The organism is Pseudomonas sp. FG98 (genome assembly GCF_057808595.1).
Genome location: NZ_JBMDIJ010000001.1, coordinates 1 through 14,509 on the forward strand (window position 1 = coordinate 1; position 14,509 = coordinate 14,509).

At 62.3% G+C, this 14,509-nt stretch carries 11 protein-coding genes and 1 pseudogene; 2 read left to right on the top strand and 10 right to left on the bottom strand.

Going from position 1 to position 14,509, the window contains the following annotated elements; genetic code table 11:
• Nucleotides 1–77, top strand: a pseudogene (locus ACODSK_RS00005) (hydrolase); the annotation flags it as partial.
• Between the two features lie 72 nt (nucleotides 78–149).
• Here the strand turns inward: ACODSK_RS00005 and ACODSK_RS00010 are convergent.
• The 4 genes from ACODSK_RS00010 to ACODSK_RS00025 are packed head-to-tail and all read right to left on the bottom strand — an operon-like array spanning nucleotide 150 to nucleotide 5,844.
• Entirely contained in the window at nucleotides 150–905 is a 756-nt protein-coding gene (locus tag ACODSK_RS00010) for a DUF6708 domain-containing protein (protein WP_489012951.1), read from the bottom strand.
• 37 nt (nucleotides 906–942) lie between these two features.
• Nucleotides 943–1,698, bottom strand: coding sequence for a DUF6708 domain-containing protein (locus tag ACODSK_RS00015; RefSeq protein ID WP_489012952.1), 756 nt, complete (start codon nucleotides 1,696–1,698; stop codon nucleotides 943–945).
• On the bottom strand, nucleotides 1,685–4,870 hold the full coding sequence (locus ACODSK_RS00020; RefSeq protein ID WP_489012953.1) for a T6SS effector BTH_I2691 family protein: 3,186 nt from the start codon (nucleotides 4,868–4,870) through the stop codon (nucleotides 1,685–1,687). Before ACODSK_RS00020 ends, ACODSK_RS00015 begins: the two co-directional genes overlap by 14 nt.
• The gene (locus ACODSK_RS00025) at nucleotides 4,867–5,844 is read right to left on the bottom strand and encodes a hypothetical protein (protein ID WP_489012954.1); all 978 of its coding nucleotides are present in this window, start codon (nucleotides 5,842–5,844) and stop codon (nucleotides 4,867–4,869) included. Before ACODSK_RS00025 ends, ACODSK_RS00020 begins: the two co-directional genes overlap by 4 nt.
• A gap of 422 nt (nucleotides 5,845–6,266) precedes the next feature.
• Between ACODSK_RS00025 and ycaC the strand changes: the two genes are divergently transcribed.
• On the top strand, nucleotides 6,267–6,893 hold the full coding sequence (gene ycaC, locus ACODSK_RS00030; protein ID WP_489012955.1) for an isochorismate family cysteine hydrolase YcaC: 627 nt from the start codon (nucleotides 6,267–6,269) through the stop codon (nucleotides 6,891–6,893).
• A gap of 50 nt (nucleotides 6,894–6,943) precedes the next feature.
• On the opposite strand, the gene ACODSK_RS00035 is transcribed toward ycaC, so the two are convergent.
• The 6 genes from ACODSK_RS00035 to ACODSK_RS00060 form a co-directional block, all read right to left on the bottom strand.
• Nucleotides 6,944–7,504, bottom strand: a complete 561-nt coding sequence (locus ACODSK_RS00035) for an ankyrin repeat domain-containing protein (protein WP_489012956.1) — start codon at nucleotides 7,502–7,504, stop codon at nucleotides 6,944–6,946.
• Between the two features lie 54 nt (nucleotides 7,505–7,558).
• Entirely contained in the window at nucleotides 7,559–9,100 is a 1,542-nt protein-coding gene (gene katB / locus ACODSK_RS00040) for a catalase KatB (protein ID WP_489012957.1), read from the bottom strand.
• A 522-nt stretch (nucleotides 9,101–9,622) separates the two neighbouring features.
• Nucleotides 9,623–10,819 (bottom strand): flagellar hook-associated protein FlgL, encoded by a 1,197-nt coding sequence (gene flgL, locus ACODSK_RS00045; protein WP_489012958.1) that lies wholly within the window; start codon nucleotides 10,817–10,819, stop codon nucleotides 9,623–9,625.
• Nucleotides 10,820–10,841: 22 nt separating this feature from the next.
• Entirely contained in the window at nucleotides 10,842–12,443 is a 1,602-nt protein-coding gene (gene flgK, locus ACODSK_RS00050) for a flagellar hook-associated protein FlgK (RefSeq protein WP_489012959.1), read from the bottom strand.
• Between the two features lie 76 nt (nucleotides 12,444–12,519).
• The gene (gene flgJ, locus ACODSK_RS00055; protein WP_489012960.1) at nucleotides 12,520–13,404 is read right to left on the bottom strand and encodes a flagellar assembly peptidoglycan hydrolase FlgJ; all 885 of its coding nucleotides are present in this window, start codon (nucleotides 13,402–13,404) and stop codon (nucleotides 12,520–12,522) included.
• Nucleotides 13,404–14,507 carry a flagellar basal body P-ring protein FlgI gene (locus ACODSK_RS00060; protein WP_489012961.1) on the bottom strand — a complete coding sequence of 368 codons (1,104 nt, stop codon included), beginning with the start codon at nucleotides 14,505–14,507 and terminating at the stop codon, nucleotides 13,404–13,406. Before ACODSK_RS00060 ends, flgJ begins: the two co-directional genes overlap by 1 nt.
• Nucleotides 14,508–14,509 lie beyond the last annotated feature (2 nt).

Below are 14,509 nucleotides of genomic sequence, written 5' to 3' on the forward strand. Positions count from 1 at the left end.
TGGGCAACCTGCTGTCGCAGCGGATTCCCAACTATCGCAACCTGATGAACAGCTATGCAGCCTTCACTGCCAAGTGATCGCTGAATGAACGAAGCCCGCTCGGTCAGAGCGGGCTTCGTCGTTTTCATGCGAGGGGGTTTACTGGTTTCTCAAGGTGCAGTCCTCGATTCCAAATCCATATCGGCTGGCCACTCCACCTTCGGCGCCAGAAGCATCGCGACGTTGGTCCACCACACAAAGTTGTGATCCCACGGCCGGCCGGGTGGAGGCAATGCGTCGGGGCCTTGCTGCATGTAGGTACAGACGTAGGCCCAGGCGTGCTCGTTGGCTCCTCCGGTGGTCAGCGTAAAGCGATCGATGACCTCGTTTGTGCCCGGTTTGACGATGGAAAGCTCCACACCACAGCGGAATGAAGTTCCAGCGCCTACCGACCAACGCTCAGCCCGGACTTGCGACCAGTCGTAGACGACGGGTATCACTCGCCAGCATTCGAAGGGGTTCCACAAGCGGCATTTGAAGTTGTAGGCGTAAATGCGTTGGCGGGCTCGATTAAATCGAAGAGGCATGTCTCGTGGAGGAGATATTTCGAATTTTATGCCAAATAGAATCGTCCATACTCCAGTAACAGACCCAAATATTACTATGGCCCACTCTTCTAAATTCAGCGCTCGCTCAGCCGACAAACTACCCCACAACGCATTGGCCAGTTGAAACCCCATCAACGGCACAAGCCAGATTACCCATCCCCTAGCAAGTGCAAACCCGCGCGGTAGTTCCAAGAAAACTTCATCCTGATGGTTCGGAGTATCGAACCCAAGCGCCGGAGCGACGACTGGCAACTCGTCAGGACCAGGCAGATCCTCCTTCCAACCACGACAAGGCGGTATGAGCTTCGGGCTTTTCATATAGAGAAAACCATCAACCTGATGACGACACCGTTATTCATCGCGCGGTCCTCGACTCCAGGTCCATATCGGCTGGCCACTCCACCTTCGGCGCCAGAAGCATCGCGACGTTGGTCCACCACACAAAGTTGTGATCCCACGGCCGGCCGGGTGGAGGCAAGGCGTCGGGGCCTTGCTGCATGTAGGTACAGACGTAGGCCCAGGCGTGCTCGTTGGCTCCTCCGGTGGTCAGCGTAAAGCGATCGATGACCTCGTTTGTGCCCGGTTTGACGATGGAAAGCTCCACACCGCAGCGGAATGAAGTTCCAGCGCCTACCGACCAACGCTCAGCCCGTACTTGCGACCAGTCGTAGGCGACCGGGACCACTTGCCAGCGTTCAAAGGGGTTCCACAAGCGGTATTTGAAGTTGTAAGCGTAGAGACGTTGACGGGCACGATTGAAACGAAGCGGCATGTCTCGAGGAGGGGAAACATCGTTTCTCCAAGCGAAAGGTATTGCCCAAATCCCAGCGAGAAGTAAGAAAACGAATATGATCCAGTCTTCAATCGTCAAAGTGTATTCGGCTGACAACTGACTCCACACCAAATCCGCCAGCAAAATGCTTATGAAGGGGACGAACCAGATCACCACCCCCCTTACAAGCGCCGACGCACGCGGTAACTCCAGAAAAACCTCATCCTGATGATTTGGCGTATCGAACCCGAGGTCCGGAGCTACGGCTGGATTTTCTTCAGGACCAGGAAGATCTTCCTTCCAGCCAAAACAAGGCGGCATGAGCTTAGGACTTTTCATGAAAAGCCTCTCTCCGCACTCCACCAATTTTGTCTTCCCTCACAATCAACCGAGCAACGCCCGCTTCGTCGCCCTTGTCGGGCCAATAGGACACTTCAAGCTGAAGAGCATGAACCTCAAGGTATCCAAAGAAGCTAATGCTGCCCTCGATCTCAAGCGATCCAGACTCAGCCTTGTGCCGAATAATCGGAGCCGTAGTTTCAGGGAGATATCCTGGGCTCTTCCACGACGCAGGCGGGGGTAACGGCCCATTCGTGCCATCGCTACGACCGCTTGCAATGATTTCTCCCGACGCCTGGCGTGCTCGGTACACCTGCAATGTCCACTCATATCGCGATGTGTCAAAAACATAGCCTGGCAGAACAATGCGGTAGTTCAGGAAGAGTCCGGCAGGAACCGCATCGCCAATCGGGATACCGCCCGCCCCATCAGCACTCACATTGATCGCAGCGTCTGCGGTAACCCCTAACAGAGCGGCATTCAAAACACCAATAGCCGTATCCATGTCCTCAAACGTGGTCCAACGACGATACTTTTCCGGCACGCCCCAGCGGGAGTGACGGGCCCAGAATTCCAAAGGGTCTGACTCCAGCTTTTTCGCGCGGACATACAGGCCATACGCGACAAGACCTAAGACCACAGCGACCCCGAGAGTGAAGAGCGCCACAGTTGCTGAAGCAAACGAGCCGACAGCTCCAGCAGCTGCGGAAAGTGTCGCACTGAGACTTGCGCGCCTGTAATTGGTACTGGCCGCCTGATCACCAGCCTTCCCCGTACGAGTGGCCGCCAACCCGAACTGCACAGCCTCCACCGCAGTTGCCAACGACACAATCGCACTGCCGTACTGCATGATCCGAAACCCCACCCCAACCTCCTGCACCCCACCTGCTGCTCGAGCCATCGCAATGGTCCAGTTGGGACGCGCAATCTGGATGGCACCACCAATGGTCTCCACCCCCGCCCCGATCACCCCGACCGACGCCGACATCACCGCCGCCACCGCCTCGTCATGGCCATCGCCCAGGGTCTTGCGCATGTTTTCGTGGCTTGTGAGCAGGGCTTTCACCTGGAAATACAGGCTGCCCATGGCCAACCCGGCCGGGAATTTCCCGGATCCGGTGCCCTTGCCGACTTTATGCAGGCCGCGTATGCCATCCCTGACCAACAGCCGGGCAGATTCGGCATTGATGTGACGGCTATAGTGAGCCATCGCATCCTTGAGGCCCGTCGGGTCGATACGGACATAGCGCATGACATCCTCGATACCTTCACCCACCCGGGTCCCCAGCTTGTCGAGGCGGGCCTGCAAGTTATCCGCGCTCTCCAGCGTCCAGACCTTGATTTCGATGAGCTTCGAGTGAGCGCTCGCCAGCGCCGGGGTGAACTGCCCTTTCAGCAGCATCGCCCGCACCTTGCGTGCAGCCGGCTTGCGGAATCGTTCGTCGAGCTGCGCAAGCACGCGCTCGGTCCCCTCGTACAGCACCTCGTTGAGCAATGTGAGGTATTCGCCAACCTTGAGCGAAATGGTGAGCTGGGTGACCTGCACACCGCTGTAGCGCAACAGCGCCTGCTGGTGCAGACGGCCTATCAACGCTCTGGCAGGCGCCGATAACCGGTCTCCCAGGGCGTAGCTGGCGGTAGCGCCGGCCGCGAGCAGATCACCGATGGCAGCCTGGATCGGCGCCGTCATCAGTTCCTTGCCTTTCTCGGTGGTGATGAGGGTCTTGATGGCGTGATAGCTCCGGGTCTTCTCACCCTCGGTCAGGTCTTCACCCAGTTGCTCAAGCCAATCCTTGTCCATGCCGGTGATGGCCTTGTAGTAAAGGCTGGGCAGGCGTTCCAGTTCTCTCTTCCAGAACTCCTCCGTATGGCGGTCGGTCACTCCACCTGCCTGGCACGAGCGGGTCATGAGAATCAGGGCCATCACCGACTCATTGGAGGTAACGCTGTAGTCGTGGAGACCCGCCAGTCGAAAGGCAGCACCTTCGTGATGGCTCACATACGGCTCGGCGACTTCCTCGATCAGCCGTTGCCAGGCGGCGAGCGTCTGCCGGTATTCGGCCTCGAAGGTCGCCCGGGCTTTTTCGTCGTAGCGATCCGCAAGCCGCTCGCGGGCATCGTTCTGTTCCTTGGCGATGCTGCGTTGCTTTTGCTCTTCAAGATCCAGATACGGTAGGGGCGTTCTGACGCCGAGGACACTGTCGTTCCACTTGTTACGGTTATTGACCTCAGCCTCCCCCTCCTCGGCCCCCCGCTCTTCCGCTCGTTTCAGTTGCACCTCACGAATCCCAAGCAATGCCTCGGAAGTCAGAAGCTCGAAACTGCGCTGCGGCTCCGCACGCCATTCCTGCATCGCCTGATAGCGCAACAGACGCTGGGCATTCAGCTCCTGGACCACACCGATGGGATCGGGCAGGACCAGGGCCAGCACGCCCTTGGGCAATTGGTAATCCTTGGTCACGGTGCGCACATGCGCGGCCAGGGCACGCAGCCGGTGATTGCGCGGGTAGAAGCCGTGCACGCTGCGGAAATCGTCGGCAATGGGCTGGGCATATTCAAGGACCTGGTGCATCTGCAGGTCGGTTTCGGTCATGGCGATGCCGACGCTGGCGGGGTCGTCGCGGGCGGTCTTGAGGTCGAGCTTGTAGAAGCGGTCGTGAAGGTTCATGCCATCGACCACGCCACCGCGCTGATAGGCGTGCAGTACCGCTTCGGGCCAAGGGTCGTTGGCAATGGCCAGCCAGGCGGTGGAGTACCTGTGGGTGTTGATATTGAGAAAAGCGGCAGGAATGTCGTGGTCATGCCGGATGCAGCGTTTGCTCAGCGGCACCGGCTCTTCGCGCGGGATCTGAAACGCCGGGAACTGACGCAACGCGCCTTCGGGACTGACCTCATAGGCCTGCCAGTACTTGCCGTCGAGCAGCACATAGAGAAAACCGCGGCGCAGGATGCGCGGCTGGTCGAGCACCATGCGCACGGCCTTGACCTCGGAGTCGCGAGACACCGGTAGCGCCTGGGTGTGCCAAGGCTCAGGAGCATAGGCGGCGCGCAGCGGCAGGATGGGCAGCCCCCAGCGCTGGCAGGTCCCGCAGCGTTCGAGGGGAACCGGGTCTGCCGCATCCATGGTTGTGTCCATGTTCAGGGCGAAATTGAAGTTGGTGTCGAAATTCATGAGTAATCCTCCGCTCGGGGCAGCTCGGTAAAGATGCGTTTCCAGAAGGTGTCGCTACAGGTCAGGAAGTGCTCATGCAGGTCGATGGCGCCTTTGCATGCCTGGGCGATGAACTGCTGGATCTCCGGGTGTTGTGGCAGGTCCGGATGCAGGAAGACCTGGTGCAGGCTGAGGGAGATGAGGTCGCGACTGTTTTTGAGCCCGAGGCTGCGGGCATCGCGGATCAGGCGAAAACCGTGCACGCCAGCCTGGGGCGGCAGAACGGAATTACCCTTCCAGCCCCACGGGGCAAATATCGGAGGATTGCGCACCATATGGCGCCAGGCGCCGAGGAACCGTCGGATCACCGGCGCCAGTTGCTGGGTCTCGCGGACCAGTTGGGGAAGTTCCGAATCAGGGAAGTAGTTGGTGCTGCGTATCTGGTTGTAGCCCTCCTCCCAACTGACCGGGAAAAGCCATACGCGGATCGGCCCCAGCAAATCGCCTGCCTGGGGCCCCATCGCGCCGACCAGCAACTCCAACCGCAGGGGCTCGAACCACGGCGAAGGCCAGCCGTCTTCGGAAGCGATGGTCTCGCAGCGGGTCGCGATATGGCGGGCGATGACTTCCAGCGGCTGCTCACTGCCCAGCCAGCCGCAGATATAGCGCCGGTTGTAGCCAAGGTCCCATTCGGCGTATTTGGCGCTGAGCTCAAAGTAGTGCGGCGACACCTCCTCGCCCGGCGCGGCCAGCTGGATCAGCGCAGGGCAAATCCCGGGGGTGTGGCTGAGGTCTGGTCGTAGTACGCGCGTCACAGCGCTGGCGCCCAACGACTCGATCAGCGAAGGCACGCTGAGTGGATGATCCAGCGCACAGTCGGCCTGGCCGTCCACCAGCAGGTAGATGTAGTCATCCGGTGAGCGGTACTGCCCGGCAAAGTTGGTGACGCTTACTCTGGTATCGGGACCGGGTTGGACGGAATGGGCACTGACCATGGGGATTTCCTGGGGAAGAAGTTCCGCGCAGATCCTGAATGTCGGTCAGCGGTTGGGGATATAGGAAAAATCCCAAGCGAAGGGGTGAAACGGCTGAGCGTTGGTTTAGGGGGATGATGGAGTTGCTGCAGGTCGAGAGCAGCATTGCCGCTGCCGGCCTTATCGCTGGCAAGCCAGCTCCCACAGGGACCGTGTCGAGCACAGAAACTGTGGCTAGCCCGGAGCTCTGTGGGAGTCGGCTTGCCGACGATGAGGCCAGCAGTCACATAGATATCTCCCACAGGGTTCACGATCATATTGTCCACTTGTGTAGGACAGTCATACCGTTTCCACCCGATTTATCCCTTTTCGAGAAACCCCTAATCTGGCCACACCTAGCGGCAACCACCCAAACAAACTTCTCGAACAAAAGGATCTTCGCCATGACCAACGCCACCTACAACCGCCTGAACAAAGACGACGCCGTAGTCCTGCTGGTCGACCACCAGACCGGTCTGATTTCCCTGGTGCAGGACTTCTCGCCGAACGAGTTCAAGAACAACGTGCTGGCGCTGGCCGATCTGGCCAAGTTCTTCGACCTGCCGACCATCCTCACCACCAGCTTCGAGCAAGGTCCCAACGGCCCGCTGGTTCCCGAGCTGAAAGAGATGTTCCCGGACGCCCCCTACATCCCGCGTCCAGGCCAGATCAACGCCTGGGACAACGAAGACTTCGTCAAGGCGATCAAGGCCACTGGCCGCAAGCAGTTGATCATCGCCGGTGTGGTGACCGATGTGTGCATAGCCTTCCCGACCCTGTCGGCGCTGGCGGAAGGCTTTGATGTGTTCGTGGTGACCGATGCGTCCGGTACCTTCAACGAGACCGTGCAGCAGGCGGCGTGGAACCGCATGACCCAGGCCGGCGCGCAGATGATGAACTGGTTCTCGGTAGCCTGTGAGCTGCACCGCGACTGGCGCAACGATATCGAAGGGCTGGGCAACCTGCTGTCGCAGCGGATTCCCAACTATCGCAACCTGATGAACAGCTATGCAGCGTTCACTGCCAAGTAAATGAAAAAGGGCCTGCTCTGGTGAGCAGGCCCTTTTTTGTTGTAGCGCTATCAATGTCCTGTTCCAGTACCGTTGAGCTCACCGCGTTTCAAGCTCAACGCGCTATTACCGAGGGCATCTTCAACCTTCAAATCCGCTCCGCGGGCCACCAGGGCATCCAGCAACTCCTGACGCTGGAACAGCGCCGCATACATTGCCGCAGTCTGTCCGCTCGCATTGCGCTGATCGGGGCTGCACCGGGCATCAAGCAGCCGCCTGGCTATGCGCACCTCCCCCTTGAAGATCGCGCCCATCAATGCCGTGTTGCCGCGCTGATCCTGGGCGCAAGGATCGGCCCCTGCCGCCAACAGCAACTCCACCACGTCACGCTGCCCGTGATAGGCAGCGAGAATCAGCCCGGTGTAGCCCTTCTCGTCGCGCACGTTGAGGTCGTAGCCGGCCTGGATGAAGTCTTCGAGCATGGCCTGGTCACCCCGGCGTGCCGCATCGAAGAAATATCCACGCAGGAGTGCTGCGGTGTCGCGACCCGGCTCCGGCGCTGACAGCTGGCTGTCGGCTTGGGCCGTGGCGAGCAGCAAGCCGAATACGGCCGCAACCATCCATCTACCCATGATGTTCACCTCCAAAAACGGAAAGGCGGGCCGCAGGCCCGCCCGTGTTGCTCGTCAGTCCTGCAGCTTCGCCGCCAAGGCCTGGACGCGCTTCAGGTCGGCCTTGGCCACCTTGGCCAAGCCGGAGCCGTAGTCCGCATCCGCCTTGTAGAAGAACGACAACATGATGTAGCGGCTCTCCTCGTCCGCGGTCGCCAGGGCCTGGCCGAGGCTGTTGATCAGGTCGGTCTGATCCTTCTTGCTGTACGAGCGGAACAGCTCGCCGGTCTGCTTGAAGTTCTGCTCGCGCTGGATCTTCGCCTGCTGGGTGGTGCCGCTGAGCGGCGTCTGCGAGTAGCGCGCGCTGGCCTGCTCGTCACGGGGTTGCAGGCGGCTCGGCTGGTAGTTGACGCCGCTGCTGGTGTGGCCGTTGTTCGCCGCGCCGTCCTGGTTGACGGTATTCACCTCGTTGCGCGGACGGTTCACCGGCAGGCCCAGGCCATTGACGCCGATCCGGTACATCTGGGTGTCGGCGTAGGCGAACAGCCGGCCCTGGAGCAGACGATCCTCGGAAGGCTCGATGCCCGGCACCAGGTTCGATGGCGCCATGGCCACCTGCTCGGTTTCCTGGAAGAAGTTGTCGACGTTACGGTCCAGGACCATCTGGCCGATCTTGCGCTCCGGCACATCGGGCCAGATCTTGGTGGCGTCCAGCGGGTCGAAGTCGAAGGTGGCCAGTTGTTCAGGCTTGAGCACCTGGATGTACAGGTCCCATTTCGGGAAGTCGCCCTTGTTGATCGCCGTGACCAGGTCGTGGGTCATGTGGCTGTAGTCGCGGCCCTGGAGCTGCTCGACCTGTTTCGGGTCGAGGTTCTTCTGCCCTTGCAGGCTCTTCCAGTGGAACTTCACGTAGTGCACCTCGCCCCTGGCGTTGACCAGCTTGTAGGCGTGCACGCTGTTGCCGTCCATCTCGCGGTAGCTGGCCGGGGTACCCTCGTTGGAATACAGCAAGGTCAGGGTGCGCGTGGCTTCCGGGACATGGGAGAAGAAGTCGAAGCGGCGCGCGTCGTCATCCAGGTTGGTGCGCGGGTCGGGCTTGAAGGCGTGGACCATGTCCGGGAACTTGATGGCATCGCGAATGAAGAAAGTCGGGAAGTTGTTGCCGACCAGGTCCCAGTTGCCATCGGCGGTATAGAACTTGGTGGCGAAGCCCCGTGGATCGCGCAGGGTTTCCGGCGAATGATTGCCGTGCACCACGGACGAGAAACGCACGAACACCGGGGTCTTCTCGCCGGGGCGGAACACCTTGGCCATGCTCAGCTCGCTGATGTCGGCACTGGCAGTGAACTGGCCATGGACGCCAGTGCCCCGGGCGTGCACCACGCGCTCGGGAATGCGTTCACGGTCGAAGCGCTGCAGCTTTTGCAGCAGTTGCACGTCCTGCAGCAGCACAGAGCCGTTGGGCCCTGCGGTCTGCGAGTTCTGGTTGTCCCCCACCGGCGCACCGTTGTCACGGGTCAGCGTGGCGGCCTGCACCGACAGCGAGAGCAGGCTGGCAGCAAGCGTTGCCGCCACGAGCAGGCGACCGGGTTTAAAGAGGTTCAGTGAATGGCTCATCTATGGACTCCTTATGGCTCTATCAGGCGTTAGCGCGACGAGAATAAGGAGCCTGCGGAAAGCCCTCTAAATTGAACCTGCAGATGCAACCGATAAGTTTTTTTCATCAATGCCCCAAACCCCTGCCCCTGTTGGCCGACACAGGGCAGATCGTTGAGGAATCAGTGGTTTGACGGCCGGGAATGAGCAAAAGCGCGATATTTCAAGACATTACGGTGCGACAAGGATTTCCGTGATGGCCAGTCCCTGGATGCATGGATATCTACACATCCTGGATTGAGTTTCGGTGTCAGGGCCAACGCAGTCCTGGTGGGAGCCCGCCCAGCCTTTCAGGCTGCGCTGTCGCGCAAGTGAAGAAAGGGCCAGCTCTGGTGAGCAGGCCCTTTTTTGTTGTTGCTGATGACGCCATCGCCGGCAACGCCGGCTCCCACAGGGTCTTGTGTCGGCCACAAAAGCCGGGATCGACACATAACCCTGTGGGAGCTGGCATTGCCAGCGATGAGGCCCGTCCTGACAACATCTTTAGATGTACTCAAACAACGACATCTTCTGCACGCTGGCAAAGGTCTGCTGCGCCGCCTGCATCGATACCTGCAAGGTCACGTAGCGGGTGATCGATTCGGTGTAGTCGGCATCCACCAGCCCCGACAACCGCTCGGTGTAGCTCAGCGCCAGGTCATCGCCGATGGCGTCCAGCGTTTCAACCTGGCTCAAGCGCGCCCCCACCGAGGTCATCACGGTCAGCACGTTGTCCTGGGCATTGCTCAATTCGCGGTTGACCGTGGACAGGGTGTTGCTCAACGCCGCCTGGTCCGAGGCGTCTTCGACTGGCGTCTGCAAGGCCGTGATCAGGGTACGCAGGCTGGCGAACAGGTCCGGGTCGGCATCGGCGGCGGCGCTGACGGTGAGAGTGTCGCCGTCCGCCGGGGTGCCGTTGAGGGTCAGGCTGAGGCCATTGATTTCCAGCACGTCGCCGTCGGTGTAGGCCACCGGGTCGGCACCGTCGACGCTGTATTGCAGGCTGCCGTCATCCGCCGTGCTGAACGACAGGGTAAAGCCGCTGCCATACCCCGCCGCCGTGGTGTCGGCGATATCCGGGCCGTCGAAGGTCAGGGTGCCGCTGTTGTCCCCCGCTTCGGCGATGAAGCCGGCCGAACTGCTGACCGAGAGAAAGATGCTCGCGCCGTTGTCGCCGCTGGCCATGCTCTGGGTGGCGCTGACCTGCTGGCTGACCACATTGCTGTCGCCCTGGTAGACCAGTTCCCCCGCCGCATTCTCGGCGAAGGCCGGGGTCTGGCTCTGATAGCCGGAGAACAGGTAGCTGCCGTTGCTGTCGGTGCTGTTGGCCAGGGTCACCAGCGTGTCGTAGATGCCTTGCAGGGAGGTGGCGAGGGATTCGCGGTCGGCGTCGCTGAGGGTGCCGTTGCCCGCTTGCACCGCCAGGCTGAGAGCACTGGTGATGGCGTCGTTGATGCTGTCCAGGGTGCTGGATTCCTGGGACAGCGATGTGCTGATCGAGGCCCGGGCATCGGCGTATTGCTCGTTGGCCGCCAGGGCCTGGCGCACGTTGACCGCCTGGGACGCCGCGAGGGAGTCGTCGGACGGCTTGCTCACCCGGGTGCCGCTGGAAACTTCCAGCGCCGCATCCTGGTACTCGCTCTGGCGATCGAGCATGGAGCTGAGGTTCTGGTTGTAGATGGTCGCACTGCTCAGGCGCATGTCGGGTTCTCCGCGGCGGGCATCATTGGATATCGAGCAGGGTGTCGAGCACCGTCAGGCCGACTTCGACGATCTTGGCGCAGGACTGGTAGTACTGCTGGTAGACGATCAGGTTGGCCGCCTCTTCGTCGAGGTTCACCCCCGATTCCGATTGCTGCAGGGTGGTCAGTTGCTCGGTCAGCCCCGACTGGGTGGCGAGTTGCGCGGCCACCCGCGTGGCAGTGCTGCCGACATCGCTGACCAGCGAGGCATAGGACTGGCTGAGGGTCGAGCCACCGGCGATCTTGTCGGTCTGCAGGGCCAGCATCGACAGGGCATTGCTGTTGTCGCTGCTGCCACTGCTGGTGCCGGCGGCGATCTGCTCGCCGTCGTCGATCAGCACGCTGAAGCTGGCGGCGGCATTGCGCGTGGGCTGGACCAGGAAGCTGTCGCCATCGTTGGCCGTGCCGCTGACAGTCAGCTCCATGCCGGCGAAGCTCAGCACGCCGTTGTCGTAGGTGGCACTGACGCTGGCGCCGGTGTCGTTGCGGGTAACGCTGAAACCGTCGGTGCTGGAATAGCTGACGGTGTAGTCGCTGCTGGTCAGGGCACTGACATCGTCGCTGAAGGTGGCGCTCAGGGTGGCATCGCCGGTGTTGCCGGTATTGCCGTAGACCACCGGGTCGTCCACCGAGAAAAAGTCGGTGCCGGTGTCGCCGTTGAGGTCGATGCCCTGGGCCTGGAGGCTGTTGAACGCCTGGGACAGCGATACCGCCATCAGCCCGAGCTGGTTCTGGGTTTCGCTGAGGGTGGTGTTGCGAAAGTCCAGCAGGCCACCAAGGGAGCCGCCGTCCAGGGTGCTGTCGGACAGCGCCACGCTGTTGCCCGCGGCATCCACGTAGCTGACCGCCACCTGGCTCGGGTCGCTGGCCGAGGGGCCGGTTGCGAGATCGAAGCTGTTGTTGCCGGCCACCAGGGCCATGCCGTTGCCCAGGGAGATGGTGTAGCTGCCATTGCTCTGCTCGCTGACATCCACCGCCACCAGTTCGCTGAGCTGGCTGACCAGCAGGTCGCGCTGGTCGAGCAGGTCATTGGAGGCTCCGCCGAGCGACGAAGACAGGCTGATCTGGCCATTGAGCTTGGCGATCTGCGAGGTCAGGTCGTTGATCTGGCTGACCTGGCTGTCGATCTGATTGTTCACGTCATCGGACATCGCCGAGAGGTAGCTGCCCAACTGGTTGAACTGGCTGGCCAGGGTCTCGGCGGCGCCGACCACTTCTTCCCGGGCGGCGGTGTCGCTGGCGTCCGAGGTCAGGGTCTGGATCGACGAAAAGAAGCTTTGCAGCAGGGTGTCCAGGCTGGCATCGCTGTCCGCCAGCAGGCTGTCGATCTGGTCGACTTCGGTCTGGTAGGTGGACAGCGCGCTTTCGGCGCTGATCGAGCTGTTGAGCTGGGTGGTGACGAACTGGTTGTACTGGCGATCGACGCTGGACACCGTCACGCCATTGCCCGCAGTGGCCTGGCTGAAGGTCGCGACCTGGCGGGTGTAGCCGTCGGTGTAGGCGTTGCTGGTGTTGCTGCTGCTGGTGGTCAGGGCGATCTGTGCCGCCGTGAGGCCGCTGACGCCAATGGAGATGATGCTCATCGATAAGCTCCTGGGCTGCATGTTGCGCAACATCGGCTCCGCGCCAGGCCATCTTGAGGACCGGCGCGGATTTGTTTCAGCGTGGCTGCGGCGGCAGCGGGCCGATGGTGGCCATGACCGCGATCAGCTTGTCCGCATAACCGGGATCGGTGGCGTAGCCGCCCTGCTGCAAGGCCACCGCCGCCTGGGCGCTGTCGACCGCGGTACGGGCGCCGGCGTAGCCGGGGCGGCTGCGGATCAGCCGGGCGTAGTCGTCGAAGGCGGCTTCGGCATCGGGGTAGACGCGGAAGCTTTCTTCCTGGCGCTGCGCTTCGCCGTCGACGTATTCGGTGGTCATGACGCGGGTGCTTTCGCCCTGCCAGCGACCGCCGGCCTTGATGCCGAACAGGTTGTGGCTGTCACCGCCATCGGCAGTGGTGATGCGCCGCCGTCCCCAGTCGGTTTCCAGGGCGGCCTGGGCCAGGATCAGTTCGGCGGGCACGCCGCTGCTGCGCTCGGCGCGGCGCGCGGGGTCGGCCAGGCGGCTGACGAAGTCCTCGACATGCTCGGCGCGCTCGCGCTCTTCGCCGCCAACCACATGACGCTTCCACGATTCATAGGCCGGGGTCTGCCGGGCCAGGCTGGCGAACGGCGACTCCTGGGACTGCAGCGGGCTGGCCACTGCGTGCCCGGCCAGGCCCCGGGTCAGGTGCTCGGCCAGGCCCATGCCGCGTCCGGCCAGGGCCTGGGCCCATTGCTGGTCGAGCAGTTCGGTGTAGAGCTGGGTTTGCGAGTCGCTGGACATCTCCGACTTGGGAATCGCCTCGCGCATGCTCTTGAGCATGCTTTGCAGAAACAGCGCCTCGAACTGCCGCGCCGCTTCCTTGAGCCCCGCCTCACCCTCGCGCCCGGCCTGGCTGCGCAGGCGCTGCAGGCCCTGCACATCGAGGGCGAAGCCGGCCGCGCCATTGCCCAGGCTCATCAGATGATCTCCAGTTCGGCGCGCAGGGCACCGGCGGCCTTGAGCGCCTGGAGAATCACCATCAGGTCCTGGGGCGTGGCGCCGAGGGCGTTGAGGCCCTTGACCACGTCCATCAGGTTGGCGCTGCTTTCGACGATATGCAGCGAGCGCGCCTGGGTTTCGATGGTGATGTTGCTGTTGGCCGTGGTCGCCGTCTGCCCGCCGCTGAAGGCACCGGGCTGGCTGACGCTGTTGGTGGTCTCGATGGTCACCGACAGGTCGCCGTGGGCCACCGCCGCGCGGAACAGTTTCACCGAGCCATTGAGCACCACCGAGCCGGTGCGCGAATCGAGAATGACCTTGGGTCGCGCCTGCATCGGCAGCACTTCGAGGCTGTCGACCCGGGCCATGAAGTTGACTCGCTCGTTGGCCGACAGCGGCCCCTGGATCTGGATCAAACCGCCATCCACCGCCGAGGCGACGGTGTTGCGCATCTCACTGTTGATGGCGAATACCACCCGCTGCGCGGTGGCCGGATCGGGCTCGCGCAGTTGCAGTTCGAGCAGGCCGCGCTGGGCGCCCAGCTCCAGCGGCACGCTGTGTTCCACCACCGCGCCGCGGCTGATGCGTCCGCCGGCCAACTGGTTGATCTGCACGCTGCTGCCGTTGGCCGACGCCCCCGCGCCCCCCACCAGCAGGTTGCCCTGGGCCATGGCGTAGACATCGCCATCGGCACCCTTCAGCGGCGTCATCAGCAGGGTGCCGCCGCGCAGGCTGCGGGCGTTGCCGATGGACGAGACAACCACGTCGATATGCTGCCCGGGCCGGGTCAGCGGCGGCAGGTCGGCGGTGACGATGACCGCGGCGATGTTGCGCATCTGCATGTTGGCGTTGGCCGGCAGGGTCACGCCGAGCTGCGACAGCATGTTGGTCAGGCCCTGTTCGGTGAACGGGCTCTGGGTGGTCTGGTCGCCGGTGCCGTCGAGGCCGACCACCAGGCCGTAGCCCACCAGGTTGTTGCTGCGGATCCCGGCGAAGTCGGCGATATCGCGGATCTGTTCGGCCTGGGCCAGGGGCCCCAGGAGCAAGGCGCAGGTGCCCAGCAGAAGACGCAGGAAGGACATGG

Excerpts from the sequence above, each read along its gene's own strand:
- flgK (WP_489012959.1), bottom strand. The coding sequence starts at position 12,443 with ATGAGCATCATCTCCATTGGCGTCAGCGGCCTCACGGCGGCACAGATC.
- ACODSK_RS00025 (WP_489012954.1), bottom strand. The coding sequence starts at position 5,844 with ATGGTCAGTGCCCATTCCGTCCAACCCGGTCCCGATACCAGAGTAAGC.
- ACODSK_RS00010 (WP_489012951.1), bottom strand. The coding sequence starts at position 905 with ATGAAAAGCCCGAAGCTCATACCGCCTTGTCGTGGTTGGAAGGAGGAT.
- ACODSK_RS00035 (WP_489012956.1), bottom strand. The coding sequence starts at position 7,504 with ATGGGTAGATGGATGGTTGCGGCCGTATTCGGCTTGCTGCTCGCCACG.
- flgJ (WP_489012960.1), bottom strand. The coding sequence starts at position 13,404 with ATGAGCCTGGGCAATGGCGCGGCCGGCTTCGCCCTCGATGTGCAGGGC.
- ycaC (WP_489012955.1), top strand. The coding sequence starts at position 6,267 with ATGACCAACGCCACCTACAACCGCCTGAACAAAGACGACGCCGTAGTC.
- ACODSK_RS00060 (WP_489012961.1), bottom strand. The coding sequence starts at position 14,507 with ATGTCCTTCCTGCGTCTTCTGCTGGGCACCTGCGCCTTGCTCCTGGGG.
- ACODSK_RS00020 (WP_489012953.1), bottom strand. The coding sequence starts at position 4,870 with ATGAATTTCGACACCAACTTCAATTTCGCCCTGAACATGGACACAACC.
- ACODSK_RS00015 (WP_489012952.1), bottom strand. The coding sequence starts at position 1,698 with ATGAAAAGTCCTAAGCTCATGCCGCCTTGTTTTGGCTGGAAGGAAGAT.
- katB (WP_489012957.1), bottom strand. The coding sequence starts at position 9,100 with ATGAGCCATTCACTGAACCTCTTTAAACCCGGTCGCCTGCTCGTGGCG.
- flgL (WP_489012958.1), bottom strand. The coding sequence starts at position 10,819 with ATGCGCCTGAGCAGTGCGACCATCTACAACCAGAACCTCAGCTCCATG.